Origin of the sequence: Micromonospora sp. LOL_023, assembly GCF_048060115.1 — a bacterium.
Lineage (GTDB): Bacteria > Actinomycetota > Actinomycetes > Mycobacteriales > Micromonosporaceae > Micromonospora_E.
This window is the reverse complement of record NZ_JBHMIM010000009.1, coordinates 12,833-34,575: the sequence shown is the minus strand read 5'-3', so window position 1 is coordinate 34,575 and position 21,743 is coordinate 12,833. Positions and strand designations below refer to the sequence as shown.

Here is a 21,743-nt window from a genome sequence, read left to right as displayed (position 1 = left end):
TGGCGACCCGACCGTAGGTCGTCGCGTCAATCTGTCTGGGGAGCACATGACATGAGACGAGCACTGATCGCGGCCGCCGCGGCCGCCATACTGCCACTCGGCGTGGCCGGATTCGCCGCGCTGCCGGCGACGGCGGCGCCCAACACCGGACCGGTCGGTCAGCCAGCCGCCGACGCGGCCGCACCCGCAATGCTCGCCGCGATGCAGCGTGACCTCGGCCTGACCGCTGACCAGGCACGAATTCGGATGGCCAAGGAGGCCAGCGCCAACAAGCGGGAAGCGATGCTGCGCGCCACCCTGGGTGCCGACTTCGGCGGGGCGTGGCTGTCTCCCGACGGCGCCACCCTGACCGTGGCGGTCACCGACGCCGCCGAAGCGGCCGCCGTGACCTCCGCCGGCGCGAAAGCCAAGGTGGTCAGCCGCAGCGAGGCCGACCTGGACCGGGTCAAGGCACAGCTGGACCGGACCGCGAGCAAGGCACCGGCCGAAGCGGTAGCCGGCTGGTACGTCGACGTCACCACCAACACCGTGGTGGTGCTGGCCAGGGGCGGCACCACCACGGCCGAGGCGTTCGTCGCCGGCAGCGGCGCGGCGGCCGAGGCGGTACGGGTGGTGCGCACCGCCGAGACCCCGACCACGCTGTACGACGTCCGTGGCGGGGACGCCTACTACATGGGCGGCCGCTGCTCGGTCGGCTTCTCGGTGACCGGTGGTTTCGTCACCGCCGGGCACTGCGGCACGGTCGGCACCGCGACCCAGGGCTACAACCAGGTGTCCCAGGGCAGCTTCCGGGGGTCGTCGTTCCCCGGCAACGACTACGCCTGGGTGCAGACCAACTCGCGCTGGACACCTCAGCCGTGGGTGAACAACTACAGCGGCGGCAACGTCACGGTCGCCGGATCGGCTGAGGCAGCGGTCGGTGCCTCGGTCTGCCGCTCCGGATCGACCACCGGCTGGCGCTGCGGCACAATCCAGGCCAAGAACTCCACGGTGAACTACCCGCAGGGCAGCGTTTCCGGACTGACCAGGACCAACGCCTGCGCCGAGCCCGGTGACTCCGGCGGATCGTGGCTCTCCGGCCAGCAGGCGCAGGGCGTCACGTCCGGTGGCTCGGGCAACTGCTCGGTCGGTGGCACCACCTACTTCCAGCCGGTCAACGAGATCCTGTCGGTGTACGGCCTCACCTTGCGTACCGGCAGCGGCGGCCCCCCGCCGCCGACCACCCCGCCGCCGGGCGGTGACACCTGCAGCGGGTACCAGAACACCTACACCGGGACTCTCTCCTCGGGCGGCACCCAGATCCAGCCCAACGGCACCTACTTCACCGCCAGCGCGGGGACCCACCGGGCATGTCTGGACGGGCCCACCAGCCGCGACTTCGATGTCTACCTGCAGCGTTGGAGCGGTGCCAGCTGGGTGAGCGTGGCCAGCGGCACCAGCCCCGGTCCGGACGAGACGTTGACCTACAGCGGTTCCTCGGGCTACTACCGGTACGTGGTCCACGCGTACAGCGGGTCGGGCAGCTACTCGCTGGGCATCACCCGACCGTGACGTCTGCGCCCTGACCCGACGGCATTCTGGTCCGATGCGCCATCGCAGCGGCGGCGGGTACCCGCAGGGGTACCCGCCGCCGGTGCGCAGTACTCAGCCGGCGGTGTCGGCGTCGGCCCGTAGCGGATCGTGTCCCAGGTCCAGCAGCGCCCGCCGCCACCGGTCGTCCGCCGCGCCGGCCGGTGGCCGGTGGTCGAGCAGACCGCGGATCTCGTCGACGACCTGCGTCATCACCTGCCGATCCGAGCCGGTCAGATCCACCCGCCGCTTGCCGAGCACCGCCAGTACCGCGCCACCGGGTTGCGGCAGGTCGGTGCCGGGTCCGACGAAGGCCTGCTCCCCGGACGCCTCGGTCAGCAGCCAGTCACGCAGCTGCTCCGAAGTGACGTTCACATAGCGGTGGAACTCCTCCCACAACTGGTCGCTGCTGGTATCGGTACGCCGATGTGCCGCCATTGACAACCTCCTCGCTTGGTCAGTGTCCGACAGGCGAATCAGTTCACCGCCCGACGGCGGCCGCGGCCGGATCGCGACCGGCAGCGGCACCGTCCGCGACGTCGAACCGCAGTTCGCCGTCGCGGGCGTCGATGGTGACCAGCTGTCCAGCGGCGAGCGCACCGTCGAGAAGCATCCGGGACAGCCGGTTGTCGACCTCACGCTGAATGGTGCGGCGCATCGGACGGGCACCGAACTCAGGCTGGTAACCGGCCTCGGCAATCCAGTCGGTGGCCGGGTCGGTGACCTCCACCGAGATGTTCTGGGCGTGCAGGCGCCGGCGGGTCTCCTCCAACAGCAGATCGGTGATCTTACGCAACTGCGGCGCCGCCAGCTGCCGGAAGATGATGATCTCGTCGATCCGGTTGAGGAACTCCGGCCGGAAGTCCTCCTGCAGACGGCGCAGCATCCGGGCCCGCAGGTCGTCGTCCAGGCTGGCGTCGTCCGCACCGCCGAAGCCCACGCTGCGGCCACCGCTGGTGATCAACTCCGAGCCGACGTTGCTCGTCATGATCAGCACTACGTTGCGGAAGTTGACCGTCCTGCCCTGGCTGTCGGTCAACCGTCCCTCGTCGATGAGTTGCAGCAGGACGTTGAACACGTCGGGGTGTGCCTTCTCGATCTCGTCGAGCAGCACCACCGCGTACGGTCGACGCCGGACCGCCTCGGTGAGCTGCCCCGCCTCCTCGTAGCCGACGTAGCCCGGCGGCGCGCCGACCAGGCGACTGACGGTGTGCCGCTCCTGGAACTCGCTCATGTCCAGACGGACCATGCGGTCGGCGTCGCCGAACAGCACCGCGGCCAGGGCCCGCGCCAGTTCGGTCTTGCCCACCCCGGTGGGGCCGAGGAACAGGAAGCTGCCGACCGGGCGGTCGGGATCGCCCAGCCCGGCGCGGGACCGGCGAACCGCCTCGGCGACCGCGGTGACCGCGTCGTCCTGCCCCACCACGCGCTGATGCAGCTCGCCCTCCAGCCGCAGCAACCGGTCCCGCTCCTCCTCGGTGAGTTGGTTCACCGGAATCCCGGTCGCCCGGGACACCACCTCGGCGATCTCCTCGACGCCGACCTGCGGCACCCTGGCCCCGTCCGGGCTGCGCGCGGCTTCGATCCGCCCCTGTACCTCGACCAGTTGGTCGCGCAGGTTCGAGGCACGTTCGTACTGTTCGTCGGCGACGGCCTGGGCCTTGTCCCGGTGCAACTGCTCCAGGTCACGTTCCAGCTCGCGTACGTCGGCGGCGGGCATCCGGGTCCGTAACCGCACCCGGGCCCCGGCCTGGTCGATCAGGTCGATCGCCTTGTCCGGCAGGAAGCGGTCGCTGATGTAGCGGTCGGCGAGTTCGGCCGCCGACATCAGCGCGTCGTCAAGGAACCGCACCTGATGATGGGCCTCGTAGCGGTCCCGTAGTCCGTGCAGGATCGCGATGGTGTCCTCGACGCTCGGCTCGGGCACCAGCACCGGCTGGAACCGCCTGGCCAGGGCTGCGTCCTTCTCGATGTTGCGCCGGTACTCGTCGAGCGTGGTGGCACCCACCACCCGCAGATCGCCCCGGGCCAACGCCGGCTTGAGCATGTTGCTGGCGTCCATCGAGCCTTCGGCACCGCCACCACCGGCACCGACCAACGTGTGCAGCTCGTCGAGAAACACGATCAGATCGTCGCCGTGACCACGAATCTCGTCGATGACCTTCTTCAACCGTTCCTCGAAATCGCCGCGGTAGCGGGTACCGGCGATGAGACCGGCCAGATCCAGCTGCACCACCCGCTTACCCGCGAGGGTCTGCGGCACCTCGCCATCGATGATCCGCTGGGCGAGACCTTCGACGATCGCGGTCTTGCCGACACCGGCCTCGCCGATCAGCACCGGGTTGTTCTTCGTACGCCGAGACAGGATCTCCACCGCCTGCTCGATCTCGTCGGCCCGCCCGATGACCGGGTCGATCGCACCCTGGCTGGCCAGCTCGGTCAGATCCTGGCCGTACTGGTCGAGGGTCGGGGTCTTCCTGGCGGGACGGGCCTTGGCGCTGCCCCCACGTTCGGCGCTGGCGTCCTGGAGCGACCGTGGCTCGACGTGCCCAGCGGCGAGCATCCGCCCCGCCGCCGACTCCGGGTTCACCGCCAACGCCATCAGCACGTGCTCGGGCCCGATGTATGTCGCTCCGGTGGCCCGGGACAGCTGGTGCGCGTCGAGCAGCGCACGTTTGGCCGCCGGGGTCAGCGAAAGGTTCGCCGGGACCTCGCCTCGCCCGGCGGCCGGTCCGCCCAGCTCGGCGAGCAGACCCTTCGGGTCCGCCCCGGCCTTGCGCACCAGCTCCCGCAGCGGCTCACGCTGCAGCGCTGCCCACAGCAGGTGGTCGGTGTCGAGATCGCTGGTGCCAGACTGGGCAGCCCGCCGGGCGGCCGCGGTCAGCAGGTCCCGGGCGTCCGCGCTCATCAGGCGGGTGATGTCGACGCGGTGTACCGGCAACCGTGGTTCGCCGCCGGTGAGAAACCGGGCCAGCAGATCTTCCCACGGGTCGGTGCCCAGCCCGCCCGGGCCGTACGGTCCGTCACTCATACTCGTGCCCCCTCGCCGGGTCGCCGGCCGTGACCCGCCAGTGGCTACCCGGAGCCGGCCGGCACAAACCTGCGCCGGACCGGTGCCGCCCCGCACCCGGACCGCGATGGACACTGGCAGGCTTGCCGGATGGGAACTGTGCTCGTCGTCGATGGCGCCAACGTGGTCGGCTCCCGGCCGGACGGATGGTGGCGGGATCGGCTCGCTGCGGCGGTACGGCTACGTGACCGGCTCGCTGTGCTCGCCGACCGGGGGCTGCCGGGCCTGGCGCCTCCGGTCGAGGTGGTCCTCGTGGTCGAGGGGGCCGCCGGCGCCCTGCCCAGCGCCACCGGGGTCCGGGTCGAGGCAGCAGTCGCGTCGGGCGACGACCTGATCGTGGACCTCGCCGCCAGTTGCGCCCGATCGGCGGGGCTGGCGGTCGTGGTGGTCACCGCTGACCGGCGGCTACGGGCCCGGGTGACGGCGGCGGGTGCCGAGGTGCGCGGCCCCCGCTGGCTGACCCGGCAGTTCGACGACCCGCCACCGATCGATCAGTTGTCGGACTTCTGACCGGTATTCAGACTGAAGACCTGATCCGCGCAGCACAGGAACCCAGCTCACCGCGGGTCTGGCATGCCCGACGGCGGGCTGAACCGCCGAGCCCTCGGTGGGATCGGACAGCCGGGCAGCAATCTCCCACCGGCGGTAGGCTCTAATAGAGCCTTCCAGCCCCCGAGGAGGTTTCGCCCGTGGCGAGTGTCGCCGAGGTCAAGTCCGCCATCGAAGCCGCGGTCATGCAGGTGTCGGAAGGCCAGGCTGCCGTCCAGGCCGCCAGCGAGAAGATCGCCGAGGCCCAGCAGAGTCTCGCTGCGGCGTTCGAGGGCAGCGGCCACGAGGCGGTCGGTGCCGCCCAGGCCGCACTGTTCCAGGCGAGTAGCGAGCTTGAGGAGTGCCTGGCCGCCACCCTCGCCGCCGTCGAGCAGGCCCAGACCTACTCCGCGACCCTGTAGCCAGGCGTGTCCCTCGTCGAGAACCTCGCCGCGCGGGTCCGGGCCACCGCCGACGACCTGCCGGTGGGACAGATCGCCGTGGCGGTGCAACGGCTGCGTGCCGCGACCGACCTGCTCATCTGGATACGCCAGGAGTCCGCCGATCCACTGGCGGTCCCGCAACTCGCCGGCGCCACCGAACACGCGGAGCAGGCCGGGCATGCACTGCGGGTCGCCGCGCAGTCGGTCGCCGACTACCTGGCGGCGATCGGGGTCGACGGCTCGGCGCCGGCGGACGACTCCTGGCGGGCGGCGCTGGAGCGCCGCGACGAGACCGCTCGGCCGCCCGGCGGTGGCCCGGCCGCCGGGGCCACCGCCGGGCGGCTCGGCAACTGGTGGGCGACCCGGGTCGCGGAGCTGACCGACCTCGAACCGACCGATGCCGCCGCGTCCGAGCAGGCCGCGTCCGACACCGCGGACCTGCTGCGGCGGGTGGCCGCGGCGGTCCGGCGGACCGACCGCGACGGGCTACGGCGCGAACTGGCCGCCGTAGCCGCGCCCACCGGCCTGGATCTGGCCGCGATCACGCCGCCGGTGCTGCGCCGGCTCACCGGTGACCTGCTCGACCACGAACCGCGCGCCGAAGACCTGCGCAGGCTCAGCACCGTCACCTCCGGCCGGGTGCGTGAGCTGCTACCAGGCATGCCAGAGCAGGTGCTGGACACTCTGCTCGCTCGAACGTGCCGGGTGCCGGTCGACGAGCGGGCCGGTGGCGCGGCGAACGCCGATCGCGGCGCCGACCCGCCATCGCCGCCGCACCCGGCGGACTCAGCGGTGGCCGGGGCGGTCCTCACCGGGGTGCTGCTCCAGCTACTCGATCGGGACCCGCAGACCCTGCACCCGGAGCAGCCATCCGCTCGCCGGGGACCCGATGCCTGACGCGCGGACCGAGCTGATCGCCAGGGTCCGGCGGGCACTCGGCCAGGCCCGGGCGGTGGCCCGGTACCGCCTCGACCTGGTCGAGGCGGATCTCGCCGCCGCGGAGCAGCAGCTGAAACGAGTTCGACGGGCCGCCGACCAGGTACCGCACCGTGCGGCGGCGCACCGTGACCAGCGGTTGGCCGAGCTCGCCAAGCGATATCAGGACGAGATCGAGTCGGTGGCGCGGCAGGCGGTCGTCGCCGTGGCAGCGGCGGCACCGGGAGCAGCCACGCTGGACTGGCCTGACTGGCGACCCACCCCGGCCGGGCGGGCGGAACCGCCGGGCCTGACCCGGATCGGGCTGACCGGGCTGGCCGACGGCCCGGCCATCGCCGCACTGGTGCCGCTGCTGGACCAAGGACACGTCGTGTTGGACGGCGACGACCGGGCAGGCTGCGACGCGGTGATCTCCGCGCTGCTGTTACGGGTGCTCGGCCGGGCCACCCCCGGCGCGGTCCGGTTGACCGGATACGACCCGGAACGGCTCGGCGGTGGTCTGGCTGGCTTCGCCCCGCTGGCCGGGCCGGGCCTGCTGACCTTCGCCGGCCCCGGTGGGTTGAGCCGCCACCTGGACGACCTGGTCGATCACGTCCGGCGGATCAACGAGACGGTGCTGGCCGGCGAGTACGGGTCGCTACGGGAGCTGGCGACGGCCACCGGGCGACGGCCGGAGCCGTGGCGGATCGCCGTACTGCTGGGCAGCCCAGGTGAGGAGCTGTCCCGGCACGAACGCGCGCAACTCGACCGGATCGCCAGGGCCGGCGCTGCCTGCGGGGTCCACCTGCTCGTTCGAGGGATCGTGCTCGGGCCGAGCCCGACGGTGACCACCATCTCGGTCTCCGCTGGCGTCGCCAGGGTCAGCGGCTATCCCCAGTTGCCGGTCCGGCTGGATCCGCCGCCGCCGGCAGAGTTGGTCACCCGTACCTGCCGGACGATCGCCGCCGCGATATCAGCCGGACCGACGCCGGCGGTCTTCACCGACCTGCTGCCTGAGCAGGAGTGGACCGAGGTGGCGACGACCGGGATCACCGCTCCGGTGGGCGACAGCCCGCAGGGGCGACCGGTGCAGGTCACCCTGAGCGACTACCCGCCGCACGCGCTGATCGGCGGCCCGTCCGGCACCGGAAAGACCAATCTGATCTACGCGTGGATCGGCGCCCTCGCAGCCCGGTACTCCCCCGCCGAGTTGGAGTTCTACCTGCTGGACTTCAAGGAAGGTGTGTCGTTCGCCCGGTTCGCCCCCGGACGCCGGGACCCGAGTTTCCTGCCGCACGTCAGGTTGGTCGGGGTGAACGTCAACACCGACCGGGAGTTCGGCCTGGCGATGCTGCACTTCCTCGGGGCGCAGCTGCGGCGACGCGCCGACGCTGCCAAGCGGCACGAGGTCACGAAGCTGGCGGAGCTGCGGGCGGAGGACCCAGATGGACGGTGGCCTCGAATCGTCGCGGTGATCGACGAGTTCCAGGTGCTGCTCTCCGGCAACGATGCGCTGGCCACCGAGGCCGCGACGCTGTTGGAGGATCTGGCCAGACGCGGCCGCTCTCAGGGCATCCACCTGATCCTCGCCTCCCAGGACGTCTCCGGCATCCAGGCGCTGTGGGGGCGTACCGCGTTGGTCGCCCAGTTCGCGTTGCGGATCGCGTTGCCCAAGGCCCGGCGGATCCTGCCGGAGACGAACATGGCGGCTGAGGCGCTACCGCGCCATCACGCGGTGGTCAACTCCGAGTCGGGCGCGGCCGAGGCGAACCGGATCGTCCGGATTCCGGCCGCCAGCGATCGGGACACCTGGCAGGAGTTGCAGCACCGGCTGTGGCGGCGACGCCCGGAGGGACTCTCCGCGCCGCGCTTGTTCGACGGTGACGCGGTGCCCCGGTTGACCGAGGCGCCCGACTATCTGGGCCTGTCCGCGGCCGACGGCGCCCCTCGCGAGCCGGTGGCGTTGCTGGGCGAGACGATCGACGTGCTGGCCCGCTCCGCCCGGTTGGGTCTGGCGCGCGCACCGGGGCGCAACCTGGCGGTGCTCGGTACCCGGGTGGACGAGGCCTGCGCGCTCCTCGACGCCGCAGCCCGGTCACTGGCCCGCCAGTACCCGCCCGGCACCGCCCGGTTCGACCTGGTCTGCCTCGACCCGGACGCGGAGGCCGCCGCCCGGCGCCTGCACGCGGAGTTGCCGGCCGGAACCGGTCTGTACGACCTCGACACCGTGTCCGGGCTGCTGGCCGATACCACCGACCGGCTGTCGGCCGACATGCCCGACGGCCCGGTGCGGCCGCATTTCCTGGTGCTGTACGCGGTGGACGCAGCCGCAGGTCGCCTGGCGGTGAAGGTTGCCGGCAGATCGGGGCTCGACCGGCTGCGGCGGGTGCTGCATCTGGGGCCGGAACGGCACACCCACGTGCTGGGCTGGTGGCGTGGGGTGGCCCGGCTCCGCGACGATCTGGGCGGGATCGGTTCCCGAACCGATCAGATCGGCGCCTGGGTGGCGCTGGACGTACACGGCTCCGAGCTCGGACCGCCGCTGTATCCCCGCGCCGGTGGGCCGGCCTGGTATCCACGGCCGTGGCGGGCGCTGTACTTCGACCGGACGGTGCACCGTAGCGCCGAGGTCGTCATCCCGTACGGCCTGTCCTGATGGCTGATTCCTACCCCGTGCTGATCCGCCGGTTGGCTGAACTCGCCGCCGGGCTGCAGGCCCGCCGCGACGAGGCCCAGCACTGGTACGCCGACCGCTGCGCCAGCGCCCAGGCGGCGGTGGAGCGCGCGGAGGCGCAACTGGCCGACCTGAGTCAGGCTCGGGCTGAGGCGGGCCTCGAGGTGGAAGAGGTCGACCGGGAAGCAGCCACCATCTGGGCCGAGTTCGCTCATCGACTCGGCCCGAGGGCCGATCGGTTCGGCGGGGTGCCGGCGCCGACGTCGGGCCCCGGCGCGGCCAGCCCGGACCAGGCGGACCGGTGGCTGACGGCGGCCCGAGAGCTGGTGGAGCGGTCAGTCGAGGCCGAACCGCTGCCCCGGACGGCCCACCCTGCTCTCGCGCTGTTCGGCACGGCCGGTGCGGCCGCCGCGTTCGGGTTCGCGGCCGCGGCCCGGTGGACGGGCGAGCATCACGGCGGCGATCTGGCGGTCGGCATGCCGGTGATCGCGCTGGTCGTCACGCTACTCGGACCGCTGTTCGGGTTGGCGCCGGCGAAGCTGCTCGCCGACCGCCGGCACGCGGTGCTGGACATCCGCAGTGTCGCGGTGGTCCTGGTCGCCGGTCTGGTGACGACGGCGACGCTGGTCGTACTGTTGCGCTAGCTGGTCGGCGCGCGGGACCGCCGGCGCGGCCATCGCGACCCGGCGGTGCTCAGCCGCCGACAGCGATCGCTTCGCGCAGCAGCCGACGCGCGAGCACCAACCGGTCCGCGTCGCCGTCGAGGCCCGGCAGGTCACCGACCCGCACGCCGGGGGACTCCAGCACGGCCCGCAGCGCTGGGACGCACTGCGACGGAAAGCTGATCGTACGGTCGAACACCTGAAGGTCGACCGGACCGTCGGGTTGTGCCGACAGCCGCCAGCGCAGCCCCGGCCGGCGGGTGATCCGGTTGTCGGCGGTCAGATCGCGGATCAGTTCGGCCTGTTCCAAGGGGCGCAGCGGGGCCGGACGGGTGGCCGACCAGCTCCGACGGCGTAGTTCCGCGGCGATCCGCTGCGACGTCACGGTGTTCAGCCAGTCGCGCAGCGCGGCGATCGTCTCGGTCGCCTCGGGCTCGATCCCGGCCGGGTCACTCACGTCGACGCCAAAGGGCAGCGACGCGCGTAGCCGCGGATCGTCCACCGCCAGGTCCAGCAGCGTCTCCACCAGGGTGAACCGGGTCCATGCCCGTACTCCGACGGTGAGGTGCAGCGAAGCATCCTGCTGGGCGGCGGCGCTGTGCAGCCACCCGCGGGGCAGGTAGAGCGTGTCGCCGGGTTCGAGAACGGTGTCCAACGCTGGTGCGGAGTCGGCCTGGGCGGCCACCTCGTCAGCCCGCCCCGACCAGGTCTGCCGGGGCAACGGGTCCGTCAGCACCGGCTCGTGGACGCGCCACCGCTTCCGACCCTGGACCTGCAGGACGAACACGTCGTGGGTGTCGTAGTGGGTGGCGAAACCCTGGTTGCCGGCAGGCGTGAGGTAGGCATTGACCTGAAGCGGTTGTCCCAGTACGCCGGCGAGCTCACCGGTGAAGTCGACGATCGGCGGCCAGAGCCGGTGCAGACCCTGCAGGACGAGGGTGGCCCCATCGGCGTACCGGCTCAGCACCCGTTCATCCAGGACCTGGTCGCTTATCTCGGCACCGGCGCCACCACTGCCGGTGTACATCGCCTCCGCCAGTACCTCACCGTCGTGAGCGATCCGGAGGAACGGGGTACGCAGCCCGCGGCGGCTGAGCAACTCGTCGGCGGCGGCCCGATCGAGCAGATCGGTGAACCCGGCCGGGTTGGCCAGGTCGCCTGCCCGGGACAGCAGCGGGGCCCGACCCCAGTGCGCGGCGGCGAACTTCGCCGGTTCCATCGCGACGCAGCGGGCCAACGCCGGGCGGTGGGTCACGCCGCCCGGCGTACCGGAGGACAGGTCGGTGCGATCGATCAACGCCGGTTGGCCCCGCCGTCGGCACCGCCGTCGTGACCAGCCGGATTGGCCCCGCCGTCGGCCATACCTTCCCGGGCCTTGGGCCCGGCCCCGCCGTCGGCACCGCCATCGTGACCAGCCGGATTGGCCCCGCCGTCGGCCATACCTTCCTCCGCCGCCGGTGCGGCCTCGCCGTCGGCACCGCCATCGTGACCAGCCGGATTGGCCCCGCCGTCGGCAGGACCATGCCCGCTGGCCGACCCGGTGCTACGAATGTCGTCGTCGTCGAGTTTCATGCTGCCCCCTGCGGGTTGGTCGACGCCCGCCGGTCCGTGCGACGGTGCGATCGTGCCCGACACCGGTACCCGCCAGGGACTGCCACTAACCTCGCAACGGCGCGCAGCTGTCGCGCACGACCAGTTCGGTGGCGAGTTCCACCCGTGGGGTGTCCAGCGGCTCGCCCTGCGCCAGCCGCAGCACCGTTCGAGCCGCCAGCAGGCCCATCTCAGCCAACGGCTGGCGCACGGTGGTCAGCGGCGGCGACGACCACCGTACCTCCGGCAGGTCGTCGAACCCGATCACGCTGACGTCGTCGGGCACCCGCAGGCCACGTTGGCGCAGTGCTTCATAGGCCCCGAGGGCCATCTGGTCGCTGGAGGCGAAGATCGCGGTCGGCCGGTCATCGAGTGCCAGCAGGGCGGCGGCCCCGCCGAAGCCGGAATCGTGATAGAAGTCGCCGGGGACGACGTACTCCGAGCGCAGTGGAAGCTCCGCCGCTTCCAGTGCCGCCCGGTACCCATCGAGGCGGGCCCGGCTGCACAGCAGCCGGGGCGGGCCGGCGATGAAGCCGATCTGCCGGTGCCCCAGTGCGATCAGGTGCTCGGTCGCCCGCAGCCCGCCTGCCCAGTTGGTGGCGCCGATGGTGGGAATGTCCAGGCTCGGAACGCCAGCGGGGTCGACCAGGACCATCGGCACGTTGAGCCGGCGGAGCTCGGTGTGCAGTGGTGGTGCCAACTCACTGGTGACCAGGATGACCCCGTCTGTCGCCCTGGTGCGCAGATTCTGCAGCCACTGGCGGGTCGAGGTGGACCGGCGGTGGATGGCCGACACCACGGTGCCGACGCCCGCCGCGTGGGCGACGTCCTCCACTCCTCGGATTATCTCCACCGCCCAGGGGCTGTCGAGGTCGTTGAAGACGAGGTCGATGAGGCTGGCGCCAGCCCGTGACCGGGTGGCCCGCCGCCGGTAGCCGTGCCGGCGCAGTAGTTCCTCGACCCGCTCGCGGGTCTGCGGTGCGACATCATTGCGGCCATTGAGCACCCGCGACACGGTCGGCACCGAGACGCCCGCTTCCTGGGCGATCGCGGTGATCGTGATCCTGCGTCCTTCGTCGACCGTCACGGCAGCTCCTTCGTCGAGGCTCCAGGGTACGGCCGTAGGTGTGCCGGACGGTCCGGCGACGGCACGTCGGCTCCGGGCATATCTTGCCGCAGGAAAGAGCGACCGGCATCGACCGCAGCGCCACCGGGCCGTCGCCTCCCGCCTCGACCCGCCACCGACACCTTGCGGAACTGTTCCGAAATTCCAGCTGCCACACCCGGGCGGGCCGGCCCCACCACTAGTGCCCCAGTATGCCCAACGGCGCGATCATACCCGGGGACAATGCCCGCAAGTTGTCGACCGATGGACCTCGACGAGACCGCAAATTTCCGGAAACATGGCGGAAAGCATGGTCGGGTGGCCCGGGGGTGCAGGGACCAGGCTGGCCGGCGACGACCGACAGGAGACTGCCTGTGAGCAGCAAGGACCACGCCCCGGACGTCAGCGTGACCAGCATCGGCCTGGCTCGCCATCCGGGCGGTGCGACCGGTCCGGCAGCAGGCGGAACCGGGTCCGGGTCCGCTCCCTGGCGCGATCCCGGCCTCCCGGTCGACGAACGGGTCTTCGACCTTCTCCATCGGATGTCGTTGGCAGAGAAGATCGCACAGTTGTACAGCTTCTGGCGAGGCGCGAACGCCACGGTCGACGACATGGCCCCCCTGCAGCACGATCTGGTCGACGACACGGTCGACTGGGCTGATCTGTTGCACACCGGGCTGGGCCAGCTGACCCGACCATTCGGCACCGCCGCGGTGACCCCTACCGACGGAGCCCACACGCTGGCCCGGCTGCAGGCCGAAATCGTCGCCGGCAACCGGTTCGGCATCCCGGCGCTGGTACACGAGGAATGTCTCACCGGCTTCATGACCTGGGGGGCCACCGTCTACCCGACACCACTCGCCTGGGGTGCCAGCTTCGACCCGGACCTGGTGACGCAGATGGCCACCCGGATCGGACAGGACATGCGCGCGGTCGGAGTGCACCAGGGCCTGGCACCGGTGCTCGACGTCGCCCGGGACCCACGCTGGGGCCGGACCGAGGAGACCATCGGCGAGGATCCCTACCTCGTCGCGACGATCGGCACGGCGTATGTGCGGGGTCTGGAGTCGACGGGCATCGTGGCGACGTTGAAGCACTTCGCCGGATATTCGGCCTCGCGCGCCGGCCGCAACTTCGGCCCGGTCTCGGTCGGCCCGCGGGAATTCGCCGACGTACTGCTCCCCCCGTTCGAGATGGCGGTACGCGACGGCGGAGCCCGCTCGGTGATGCACTCCTATGCCGAAGTCGACGGTGTCCCGGCGGCTGCGGACGGCGGGCTGCTCACCGACCTGTTGCGCGGGCGGTGGGGATTCACCGGCACGGTGGTGGCCGACTACTTCGGCGTGTCTTTCCTCGAATTGCTGCACCGGGTGGCCGACGGCCCGTCCGGCGCGGCCGCGCTGGCGCTCACCGCCGGGGTCGATGTCGAGCTCCCGGCGGTCCGCTGCTACGGGAGCCCGCTCGTCGAAGCGGTCCGTGCGGGCGCGGTGCCGCAGTCCGTGATCGACCGGGCGGTCACCCGGGTGCTCCGCCAGAAGTGCGAACTCGGACTGCTCGATCCGCACTGGAATCCGACGCCACCCGCGCTCGTCAACGACGGCGCGGCGCACATCGACCTCGATTCGCCGGCGAACCGGGCACTGGCCCGCCGACTCGCCGAGGAATCGGTGGTGCTGCTGGCCAACGACGGCAGTCTGCCACTGCCACCACAGGCGCGGGTCGCCGTGGTCGGGCCGCTGGCTGACTCGGTCACCGGCCTGCTCGGCTGCTACACCTTCCCCGGCCACGTCGGCACCACCCCGGCTGCCGCTGCCGGCGACCCTCACATGCGGACCGTCCTCGCCGCGCTGCGCGCCGAGCTGCCCGACGCACAGATCGACCATGTCTCCACCGGCCCGGTGGACGGGCAGGACACCCCGGGCATGGTGGTGGCCGCAGACACCGCCGCCCGTGCCGACGTCTGCGTGGCTGTGGTCGGTGACCGGGCCGGCTTGTTCGGAAACGGCACCTCCGGAGAAGGCTGCGACGCCACCGACCTGGAGCTTCCCGGGCGGCAGGGCGAGCTCGTCGAGGCGCTGGTCGCCACCGGCACGCCGGTGGTGCTCGTGCTGCTGGCAGGGCGGCCGTACGCGCTGGGCCGCTACGCCGACCGGCTCGCCGCAGTGGTCCAGGCGTTCTTCCCCGGTGCGGAGGGCGGCCCGGCGGTCGCCGGGGTACTCAGCGGCCGGGTCTGCCCGTCGGGCCGGCTACCGATCGCCGTGCCACAGCTGCCCGGTGGGCAGCCGGCCAGCTATTTGAGCCCGCCGCTGGGCCACCAGACCGAGGTGAGCAAGGTCGACCCCAGCCCGCTATTCCCGTTCGGACACGGGTTGTCCTACACGTCGTTCGAGTGGTCACCACCGCTCGTCGACGGCTCGGCGGCGGATCCCGACGACACCGCTGCGGTCGAGATCGGCACCGACGGTGCGGTTCGCGTATCGGTCGAGGTCCGCAACACCGGCGACCGGGCCGGCGACGAGATCGTCCAGTTGTACCTCCACGATCCGGTTGCTCAGGTGACCCGCCCGGTCGCCCGGCTGATCGGGTACGCCCGGGTCTCGCTCGAACCGGGTCAGGCCCGCCAGGTCGAGTTCGACGTGTCCGCCGACCTGTCCTGTTTCACCGGTCGCGACGGGCGTCGGATCGTCGAGCCCGGCGACCTGCGCCTGCGGCTCGCCACGTCGAGCACCGCGACCCGCTACCAGGTTCCGCTACGGCTGGTGGGCCCGTACCGTCAGGTCGACCACCGCCGCAGGCTGACCACGCGGGTAACGCTGCGGTGAGCGCACCCGCTGGCGCCGACCGGGTGCCGGCACGCCGACCGCCCGTACCGGCCACCGCGCGGACGGTGGCGTCAGGCAGCTATCAGTCCGCGTAGGTCCGCCGACAGGGTGGCCTGGACGTCGCGCCATTCACCGGCGCTGACGTGTCGCCGCAGCACCTGACTCACAGTCACGACCACCTGCTCGGCACCGCCTTCCACGTCGTACTGGAAGTTCCGACGGACCCGGGCCACGAACCCGGCGCGGTCGAGCTTAGCTGGCGTCGTGGCCGGGTCCCAGCCTTCGTAGTAGAGCCCCCGCACCAACGTCGGGAATTGTGCTCCCAACTGCACCACTTCAGCCAACGGCAGCCGGTCACGCAACGCGTGCAGCACGGCCGCGAGCGCGGCGTAGGACTGCTGGCGCCGGTGCGCCGGCCAACCGAATTCCTGCTCGATCTCCCTGAGCAGCGTGTTCGTCTTGTCCACGGTCTTGTCGATCGCGGAAAGCTGGGCGGTCGCCATGCTAGTACCCCCGGTTCGTGTTCGACGTGTTCAAGTACGGGGGGGAAGGCGCACCCATCATCGCCCGGTCGAGGATGAACGTGACCATTCCTGCCGGGTGAGCGCCGTCGTTGACGTCTGCCGCGAGCACCGCTCGGACTCCGACGCGGGAGCGCCATGTTGGCGGGTCAGGCCGTCCGCCGCTCCCGCGAGGCCTTGCAGGTGACACAGGTGGTGGCCGCCGGATAGATCTCCAGCCGCTCCAGCGGGATCGGGGCGGCGCAGCCCTCGCAGTGTCCGTAGTCACCGGCGGCGAGTCGGGCGAGCGCGTGCTCGAACTGGGTACGGCGTTCCAGGATGGTCCGGATGAGCGACTGCGCGGCGTCCCGCTCGGCGGTCTTGGTACCGCTGTCGACCTGATCGTCGCCAGCGGTGTCGCCCCCCTCGATCAGCCGCAGCAGCTGGCTCTGCGTGATCGCCTGCTCGTACTCGGCAGTGAGCTCCTCGTACCGACTGGTCAACGCGGTACGAATCCGGTCGCTGTCGGCGGCGACCGCGGTGCCCAGACCGGCCCGCTGTTCCACGTCATGCATCAGCATGCGCCCATCCCCCTTCAGATCGAGTACGGCGTGCCGGCCACCGGCATGAACGAGCCGATCGGCGATCCGCCGCGAAGATCGCGTCTTACCCGGGGATACCGGCCGGCAAACCGCTCCGATCCGCCGATCGGTCCGTGCCAGGTCAGCCGGCCGGATCGATGGTGGCCCGCACCTCGTCGGCGAGCCGGTAGCCAACTCCGTAGACCGTGGTGACCAGCGGCGTTTCTCCGACTTTGACCCGTAGTCGGCGGATGTGGACGTCGACGGTGCGAACGCCGGTGTGTTCGTAACCCCACACCGCGGCGAGCAGTTGCATCCGGGTGTACACCCGGCGTGGGTTCTGCACCAGGTGCAGCAACAGGTCGAACTCGAGCCGGGTCAGTGGCAACGGTTGCCCGTCCAGCAGCACGGTCCGCGAGGCGACCATGACGTGCAGCTCGGGCTCCGTGACCGTGGCGGTACGCCCGGTCGTTTCGCCCCGGCTGGCCGCGGCGGCTCGAAGGAACAACTGATCCGGCTCCCCGGCGACCCCGATCGGGTCCACCGCCTCGACGTCGCCGCGCCACAGCTCACCCGGGGGCAGCTGCACCGTCGCCTCGCCCTGTTCGACGAGTTCTCGGGCGGCGTCCAGCAGCCGCCGTGCGGACGGCGACAACGCACCCTCGCCCGCGGCGAGTGGAATAGACACGGTGACGGTGACGGTCGCCATGACCGGACCCGCACCCCGACGGGGCGCCGCGGGTGGCCGAGCAGCTCCGGATGGCGGCGTGGCGGACCAGCCGGCGCGTGGCGAGGCAGGGCTGACCGACATGGTCCTCCTAGGCAGTGCCGGCTGAGGTGGGGGTTCCCGCAGCCGTCTGGTCTCCGTACGCGAGGGCGTCCCGGTTGGGACAGGGCGGCCTGCACCGGACACAGCAGACACTGGTGCGCCCGAGCCCGTACGCGCCGATGCTGCCGTCCCGGGAGGCCGCGGTCAATACCAGACGGCGTTGCGTAAATGTGATGATTGACAAACATAGCGTAATCGATTGCTTGCGCTGAATACCCGTTCTGAGTGCTAACGGCGACCGGGCAGGATGATCACATGCGCGTCATCCTCGCCGGGTTCGCCGCTATCTGGTCGGTCACTCTGATCGGGTACCTGATCAGCCGGTACGAGTTGCTCGGTCCGGACGCCACGACGGTTCTCGCCCGCCTGGCGTTCCTCATCGCCACCCCGGCGCTGCTGTTCACCACCCTGTCGACCACCACCCCTGCGCAGGTGTTCACCCCGGCGTTCGGCGTCTACCTGCTGAGTACCATCGTGGTCGCCGCGAGCTACCTTGCGGTAGCCGGCTGGTGGTGGCGCCGGCCCGCCGGCGAGGTCGCCATCGGCACGCTCGGCGCGTCCTACGTCAACGCCGCCAACCTCGGCACACCGGTCGCCGCGTACGTGCTGAACGATGTCTCGGTGGTCGCACCGATCCTGCTGTTCCAGGTACTCGTCGCCGCCCCGACGGCGTTCGCGGTACTCGACCTCACCGCAGGCGGCCGACGCCCCTCGGCTCGACGGCTGCTGTCGCTGCCGGCGCGCAACCCGATCATGATCGCGTCCGGGGCAGGGCTGGCGGTGGCCTTGGCCGACTGGCATCCGCCAGCCGAGATCCTGCGCCCCTTCGAACTGCTCGGCGCCGCAGCGGTGCCGCTCGCCCTACTCGCCCTGGGCATGTCCCTACCCGGCAGCCGGCCACTCGCCGCCGGAGCCCAGTCCGTGGAACGCGTCACCGCGGTCGCCCTCAAGGTCGTCGGTCAGCCCGTCGCGGCGTACCTGATCGGCCGGCACGGCGTGGGCCTGACCGGGCCGGCGCTACTCGCCGCAGTGGTCACCGCCGCGCTACCCACCGCACAGAACGTCTTCATCTTCGCCACCCAGTACCACCGCGGCGAACGACTGGCCCGCGATGCCGTCGTGCTGTCCACCATCGCCACCGCCGGCACTCTGCTGCTGATCTCGGCCTTGCTCGGCTGACGCCGACCGAAACCACCCGTCCGTCATCTCGACGTCCGGGCGACAGGTGAGACACCAGCCGGAACAAGATCAGCGACATTGCCCGGACCGCATCCAATTGCTTCAATGTAGGCGGAGCCGGGCCGCGGACTCCCGAACCTCGGCGTACCGCACCCGTTGCCGGTGACCGGACCGAGGTCTGACAGCACCGTCCGCTCATCGTCGCGACAGGAGAGACCCATGCCCGGTAGACCCCGACGTCGCCTTGCCCGCGCGCTGGCCGCAGGCCTCACCGCGATCATCGCTGCGGTAGGAGCGGTCCCGGCCGGCACCGCCGCACCCGCACCCGCCGCTGCCGCCACGACCCGGATCATGCCACTCGGTGACTCCATCACCGGCTCGCCGGGCTGTTGGCGTGCCGACCTGTGGAATCAGCTGCAGAACACCGGATACCGCGACGTCGACTTCGTCGGCACCCTCGGTCCACAGGGCTGTGGGCTGCCGTACGACGGCGACAACGAAGGCCACGGCGGGGCGCTCGTCACCACCGTGGCCGCCCAGAACCAGCTTCCCACCTGGCTGTCGGCGACCCGCCCGGACGTGGTGCTCATGCACTTCGGCACCAACGACGTGTGGAGCAACCGGACGACGGAATCGATCCTGGCGGCGTACGACCGGCTGGTGGACCAGATGCGCGTTAGCAACCCGGCGATGACGGTGCTGGTCGCCCAGCTCATCCCGATGGCCCCCGCCACCTGCGGGGGGTGCGCTCAGCGGGTGGCGGCGCTCAACGCCGCCATGCCGGGCTGGGCCGCCGGCAAGCACACCAGCCAGTCGCCGGTGGTCGTCGTCGACCAGTGGACCGGTTTCAGCACCACCACCGACACCTACGACGGCGTACACCCGAACGCAGCCGGCGACCAGAAGATCTCCGACCGGTGGTACCCGGCACTGACCGCGGCGCTGACCGGCGGACAGCCCAGTCCCAGTACGCCGCCCAGCACGGCACCGCCCACCACGGCACCGCCGGTGGAGCGTTCGTGCGCCGCGGCCTACCGGGTCGTCGGCCAGTGGTCCGGCGGTTTCCAGGGCGAGGTCACCGTCAGCAACATCGGCACCACCGCGCTCAGCGGATGGTCCGTTCAACTCACGTACAGCGGCGGTCAACAGGTGAACCAGGCCTGGAACGCCACCGTCAGGCAGACCGGCGCGACGGTCACCGCCACCGACGTCGGATGGAACGCGACGCTGGCCCCGAACGGCGCCACCACCTTCGGTCTTCTGGCCAGTTGGCAGCAGAGCAACCCGACGCCGACGGTGAGTTGCGCGACGCCCTGACCCGCGCACCGGATCGATCTGACGGGTCGGTGGTGTGGTGCTCGGGACCATCACACCACACCCGACGGTACGGATCCTCCAGCGCAGTCAGCTGTAGGGCGAACCGTTCAGCGCTCACGCCAGCGGGCAACGCGCCGGCCGAGCCGCTACCGAAGAATCCGACCGACACCACCGGTGTCGGTCACCGTCACAGTCGCCTGGCAGCCCTGGATGACGCGGCGGCCAGAGTCCGGTCGGCCCGACCCGCCATCGTGGTGGCGGGTCGGGCCGACCGTACCGAGCTACCGATCGAACAGCGGACTCACCAGCTGAGATACCAGGACTGGGTCTGCACGTTCAGCTCAGGCATCCGGACCAGCTTGGCGCTGGCCGTACGCCAGTCCTTGATCTCCAGCACGTCCAGGCCCTTCTGGATGTCACTGGAGTAGATGTGACCGTTGTAGTAGTAGGTCGACCAGGGCCCACCGGTGACCATCCGGGTGTCGGAGACCGGACCGCGCTCCCAGTAGGCGATCTCCACCGGTTCGGCCGAGTTGGTGAAGTCCCAGACCGAGATGCCGCCCTGGTACCACGCCTGCACCATGATGTCGCGACCCAGCACCGGAATGAGCGAACCGTTGTGGGCCACGCAGTTCTCGGTCGGACCGTTGGTCCGGGGGATCTTGAAGTAGCTGCGGAAGACGAGCGTGCGGGAGGCACCCTTGCCGGTAATGTCGTAGACCGCGTTCGCGCCGCGATCCGGGCCGATCGTCGCGTTGCAGGTCGCCGCGCCACCGCCCCCGAGTTCGTCGGTGAACACCACCTTCGTGCCCGAGTTGTTGAACGTCGCCGAATGCCAGAACGCGAAGTTGGTCGTGTCCCTGACCTGATGGATCACCCGGGGCGCCTCCCGGTTGGCGATGTCCAGCAGGACACCGTCGCCCATGCAGGCGCCGGCGGCGAGGTCCTTCTGCGGGTACACGGTGATGTCGTGGCAGCCGCTGGTCGTGGAGCTGCCGTTGCCGCCGGGATTGCCGCCGTCCGGGAAGAGGTTCGGAGTGGCGATCACCGCCGCGTCGGTCGGCTTCCGCAACGGCACCTTGATGATCGAGATCAGGTCGTGCGGGGGCTGGCAGTCGGGGAAGCTCGCCGACGGGCTGTACGAGGAGACGTACAGGTAGACCGAGCGGTGGTCCTTCGCCGGCACCAGGGTGTGCGTGTGCGATCCACAGTTCGTCTCGACCGACTTGATGTATCGCGGATTCTTCTTGTCCCGGATGTCGAAGATCTTCATGCCCTCCCAGGACTCCTTGACCGAGGCCGACTGCGAGGCGCTCGCGCACGAGTCGTCGCTTCGGGAGGAGTCGGTCGACAGGAAGAGCAGGTCGCCGTGGACCGTGATGTCGTTCTGCGCGCCCGGACAGACCACCTGCGACACCAGCCGGGGCCTACGCGGGTTCGCGATGTCGTAGATCACGAAGCCGTTGTAGTTGCCGACGAACGCGTACCTGCCCTGGAAGGCCAGGTCGGAGTTGAGTGCGGACTCGGTGTCGAACGGCGCGGACTTCGGCAGGTTGGCGATCTGGCGCAGGTTCGGGCTGCTGTCGATCTCATCGACGCCGAGGCCGGGGTCGTCAACGGCGGAGGAGTTGGGCTGCGCCAGACACAGCTCGATCGCCAGCGCGTCGGTGGTGTCGGTGCAGTCGACATCGAACGGTGTTCCGGCGTGACTCGGAGTCGCCATCGCGGTGCTGCCGAGCAGGACGGCGATCGCCGTCACCGCAACGGTCCGCAACTGCCGCGGCCCTTGTGGGGAGCGTTTGATCATGTGCGGCACCCTTCGAAAGGGATTGATGATGAGACGACGATACCGCCGAGTTCCCGCGATCGATGTGACTGTCATCACATCGATCTATCTAGCTGAGCAGATATAATCGCGGCATTTCTCGCCGGGGGCTGACAACTGCTCACTCTCTTCCG

At 70.9% G+C, this 21,743-nt stretch carries 18 protein-coding genes; 9 read left to right on the top strand and 9 right to left on the bottom strand.

The genetic code is table 11. The features are described 5' to 3' along the window. Positions 1–51: 51 nt before the first annotated feature. Complete coding sequence (locus tag ACFHVL_RS06920) at positions 52–1,551, top strand: S1 family peptidase (protein WP_416626308.1); 1,500 nt, start codon at positions 52–54, stop codon at positions 1,549–1,551. Between the two features lie 93 nt (positions 1,552–1,644). On the opposite strand, the gene ACFHVL_RS06915 is transcribed toward ACFHVL_RS06920, so the two are convergent. Together ACFHVL_RS06915 and ACFHVL_RS06910 are read right to left on the bottom strand one after the other, a co-directional pair. Continuing rightward, entirely contained in the window at positions 1,645–2,007 is a 363-nt protein-coding gene (locus ACFHVL_RS06915; protein WP_416626306.1) for a DUF3140 domain-containing protein, read from the bottom strand. 43 nt (positions 2,008–2,050) lie between these two features. Continuing rightward, positions 2,051–4,600: an ATP-dependent Clp protease ATP-binding subunit gene (locus ACFHVL_RS06910; RefSeq protein WP_416626304.1), complete on the bottom strand. Its 2,550-nt coding sequence runs from the start codon at positions 4,598–4,600 to the stop codon at positions 2,051–2,053. A gap of 129 nt (positions 4,601–4,729) precedes the next feature. Here ACFHVL_RS06910 and ACFHVL_RS06905 point away from each other — a divergent pair, with 129 nt between their 5' ends. From ACFHVL_RS06905 to ACFHVL_RS06885, 5 genes are all read left to right on the top strand, one after another. Then, positions 4,730–5,149, top strand: a complete 420-nt coding sequence (locus ACFHVL_RS06905; protein ID WP_416626302.1) for a hypothetical protein — start codon at positions 4,730–4,732, stop codon at positions 5,147–5,149. Between the two features lie 179 nt (positions 5,150–5,328). Further along, positions 5,329–5,589, top strand: coding sequence for a hypothetical protein (locus ACFHVL_RS06900; RefSeq protein ID WP_416626301.1), 261 nt, complete (start codon positions 5,329–5,331; stop codon positions 5,587–5,589). A 6-nt stretch (positions 5,590–5,595) separates the two neighbouring features. Further along, a complete protein-coding gene (locus ACFHVL_RS06895; RefSeq protein WP_416626299.1) occupies positions 5,596–6,507 on the top strand; it encodes a hypothetical protein in 912 nt (303 codons plus the stop codon). Next, positions 6,500–9,181, top strand: a complete 2,682-nt coding sequence (locus ACFHVL_RS06890) for an FtsK/SpoIIIE domain-containing protein (RefSeq protein WP_416626297.1) — start codon at positions 6,500–6,502, stop codon at positions 9,179–9,181. The genes ACFHVL_RS06895 and ACFHVL_RS06890 overlap by 8 nt, the downstream gene beginning before the upstream one ends. Further along, positions 9,181–9,843 carry a hypothetical protein gene (locus ACFHVL_RS06885; protein ID WP_416626296.1) on the top strand — a complete coding sequence of 221 codons (663 nt, stop codon included), beginning with the start codon at positions 9,181–9,183 and terminating at the stop codon, positions 9,841–9,843. The genes ACFHVL_RS06890 and ACFHVL_RS06885 overlap by 1 nt, the downstream gene beginning before the upstream one ends. Positions 9,844–9,892: 49 nt before the next feature. Here the strand turns inward: ACFHVL_RS06885 and ACFHVL_RS06880 are convergent, their stop codons facing one another. The 3 genes from ACFHVL_RS06880 to ACFHVL_RS06870 all read right to left on the bottom strand — a co-directional run bounded on the left by ACFHVL_RS06880 (position 9,893) and on the right by ACFHVL_RS06870 (position 12,538). Then, positions 9,893–11,158, bottom strand: coding sequence for a cupin domain-containing protein (locus ACFHVL_RS06880; protein ID WP_416626294.1), 1,266 nt, complete (start codon positions 11,156–11,158; stop codon positions 9,893–9,895). Further along, on the bottom strand, positions 11,155–11,433 hold the full coding sequence (locus ACFHVL_RS06875; protein ID WP_416626293.1) for a BatC protein: 279 nt from the start codon (positions 11,431–11,433) through the stop codon (positions 11,155–11,157). The genes ACFHVL_RS06880 and ACFHVL_RS06875 overlap by 4 nt, the downstream gene beginning before the upstream one ends. Before the next feature lie 85 nt (positions 11,434–11,518). Beyond that, the gene (locus tag ACFHVL_RS06870) at positions 11,519–12,538 is read right to left on the bottom strand and encodes a LacI family DNA-binding transcriptional regulator (RefSeq protein ID WP_416626291.1); all 1,020 of its coding nucleotides are present in this window, start codon (positions 12,536–12,538) and stop codon (positions 11,519–11,521) included. A 392-nt stretch (positions 12,539–12,930) separates the two neighbouring features. Between ACFHVL_RS06870 and ACFHVL_RS06865 the strand changes: the two genes are divergently transcribed. Continuing rightward, a complete protein-coding gene (locus ACFHVL_RS06865) occupies positions 12,931–15,378 on the top strand; it encodes a glycoside hydrolase family 3 N-terminal domain-containing protein (protein WP_416626290.1) in 2,448 nt (815 codons plus the stop codon). A 71-nt stretch (positions 15,379–15,449) separates the two neighbouring features. Here ACFHVL_RS06865 and ACFHVL_RS06860 read toward each other — a convergent pair whose 3' ends face one another. From ACFHVL_RS06860 to ACFHVL_RS06850, 3 genes are all read right to left on the bottom strand, one after another. Next, on the bottom strand, positions 15,450–15,881 hold the full coding sequence (locus tag ACFHVL_RS06860) for a DUF2267 domain-containing protein (protein ID WP_416626288.1): 432 nt from the start codon (positions 15,879–15,881) through the stop codon (positions 15,450–15,452). A 167-nt stretch (positions 15,882–16,048) separates the two neighbouring features. Next, positions 16,049–16,453: a TraR/DksA family transcriptional regulator gene (locus ACFHVL_RS06855; protein WP_416626438.1), complete on the bottom strand. Its 405-nt coding sequence runs from the start codon at positions 16,451–16,453 to the stop codon at positions 16,049–16,051. A 148-nt stretch (positions 16,454–16,601) separates the two neighbouring features. Beyond that, positions 16,602–17,168 (bottom strand): winged helix-turn-helix domain-containing protein, encoded by a 567-nt coding sequence (locus ACFHVL_RS06850; protein WP_416626286.1) that lies wholly within the window; start codon positions 17,166–17,168, stop codon positions 16,602–16,604. A 375-nt stretch (positions 17,169–17,543) separates the two neighbouring features. Here ACFHVL_RS06850 and ACFHVL_RS06845 point away from each other — a divergent pair, with 375 nt between their 5' ends. Then, positions 17,544–18,467, top strand: coding sequence for an AEC family transporter (locus tag ACFHVL_RS06845; RefSeq protein WP_416626285.1), 924 nt, complete (start codon positions 17,544–17,546; stop codon positions 18,465–18,467). A gap of 219 nt (positions 18,468–18,686) precedes the next feature. Then, complete coding sequence (locus ACFHVL_RS06840) at positions 18,687–19,784, top strand: cellulose binding domain-containing protein (RefSeq protein ID WP_416626284.1); 1,098 nt, start codon at positions 18,687–18,689, stop codon at positions 19,782–19,784. Between the two features lie 301 nt (positions 19,785–20,085). On the opposite strand, the gene ACFHVL_RS06835 is transcribed toward ACFHVL_RS06840, so the two are convergent. Further along, on the bottom strand, positions 20,086–21,591 hold the full coding sequence (locus ACFHVL_RS06835; RefSeq protein WP_416626282.1) for an LVIVD repeat-containing protein: 1,506 nt from the start codon (positions 21,589–21,591) through the stop codon (positions 20,086–20,088). Positions 21,592–21,743: the final 152 nt, after the last annotated feature.

What these genes read in the sequence shown, in the direction of transcription:
- ACFHVL_RS06855 (WP_416626438.1), bottom strand. Translation starts at nt 16,453, where the DNA reads ATGCATGACGTGGAACAGCGGGCCGGTCTGGGCACCGCGGTCGCCGCC.
- ACFHVL_RS06915 (WP_416626306.1), bottom strand. Translation starts at nt 2,007, where the DNA reads ATGGCGGCACATCGGCGTACCGATACCAGCAGCGACCAGTTGTGGGAG.
- ACFHVL_RS06905 (WP_416626302.1), top strand. Translation starts at nt 4,730, where the DNA reads ATGGGAACTGTGCTCGTCGTCGATGGCGCCAACGTGGTCGGCTCCCGG.
- ACFHVL_RS06910 (WP_416626304.1), bottom strand. Translation starts at nt 4,600, where the DNA reads ATGAGTGACGGACCGTACGGCCCGGGCGGGCTGGGCACCGACCCGTGG.
- ACFHVL_RS06860 (WP_416626288.1), bottom strand. Translation starts at nt 15,881, where the DNA reads ATGGCGACCGCCCAGCTTTCCGCGATCGACAAGACCGTGGACAAGACG.
- ACFHVL_RS06840 (WP_416626284.1), top strand. Translation starts at nt 18,687, where the DNA reads ATGCCCGGTAGACCCCGACGTCGCCTTGCCCGCGCGCTGGCCGCAGGC.
- ACFHVL_RS06835 (WP_416626282.1), bottom strand. Translation starts at nt 21,591, where the DNA reads ATGATCAAACGCTCCCCACAAGGGCCGCGGCAGTTGCGGACCGTTGCG.
- ACFHVL_RS06845 (WP_416626285.1), top strand. Translation starts at nt 17,544, where the DNA reads ATGCGCGTCATCCTCGCCGGGTTCGCCGCTATCTGGTCGGTCACTCTG.
- ACFHVL_RS06920 (WP_416626308.1), top strand. Translation starts at nt 52, where the DNA reads ATGAGACGAGCACTGATCGCGGCCGCCGCGGCCGCCATACTGCCACTC.
- ACFHVL_RS06885 (WP_416626296.1), top strand. Translation starts at nt 9,181, where the DNA reads ATGGCTGATTCCTACCCCGTGCTGATCCGCCGGTTGGCTGAACTCGCC.
- ACFHVL_RS06875 (WP_416626293.1), bottom strand. Translation starts at nt 11,433, where the DNA reads ATGAAACTCGACGACGACGACATTCGTAGCACCGGGTCGGCCAGCGGG.
- ACFHVL_RS06850 (WP_416626286.1), bottom strand. Translation starts at nt 17,168, where the DNA reads ATGGCGACCGTCACCGTCACCGTGTCTATTCCACTCGCCGCGGGCGAG.
- ACFHVL_RS06890 (WP_416626297.1), top strand. Translation starts at nt 6,500, where the DNA reads ATGCCTGACGCGCGGACCGAGCTGATCGCCAGGGTCCGGCGGGCACTC.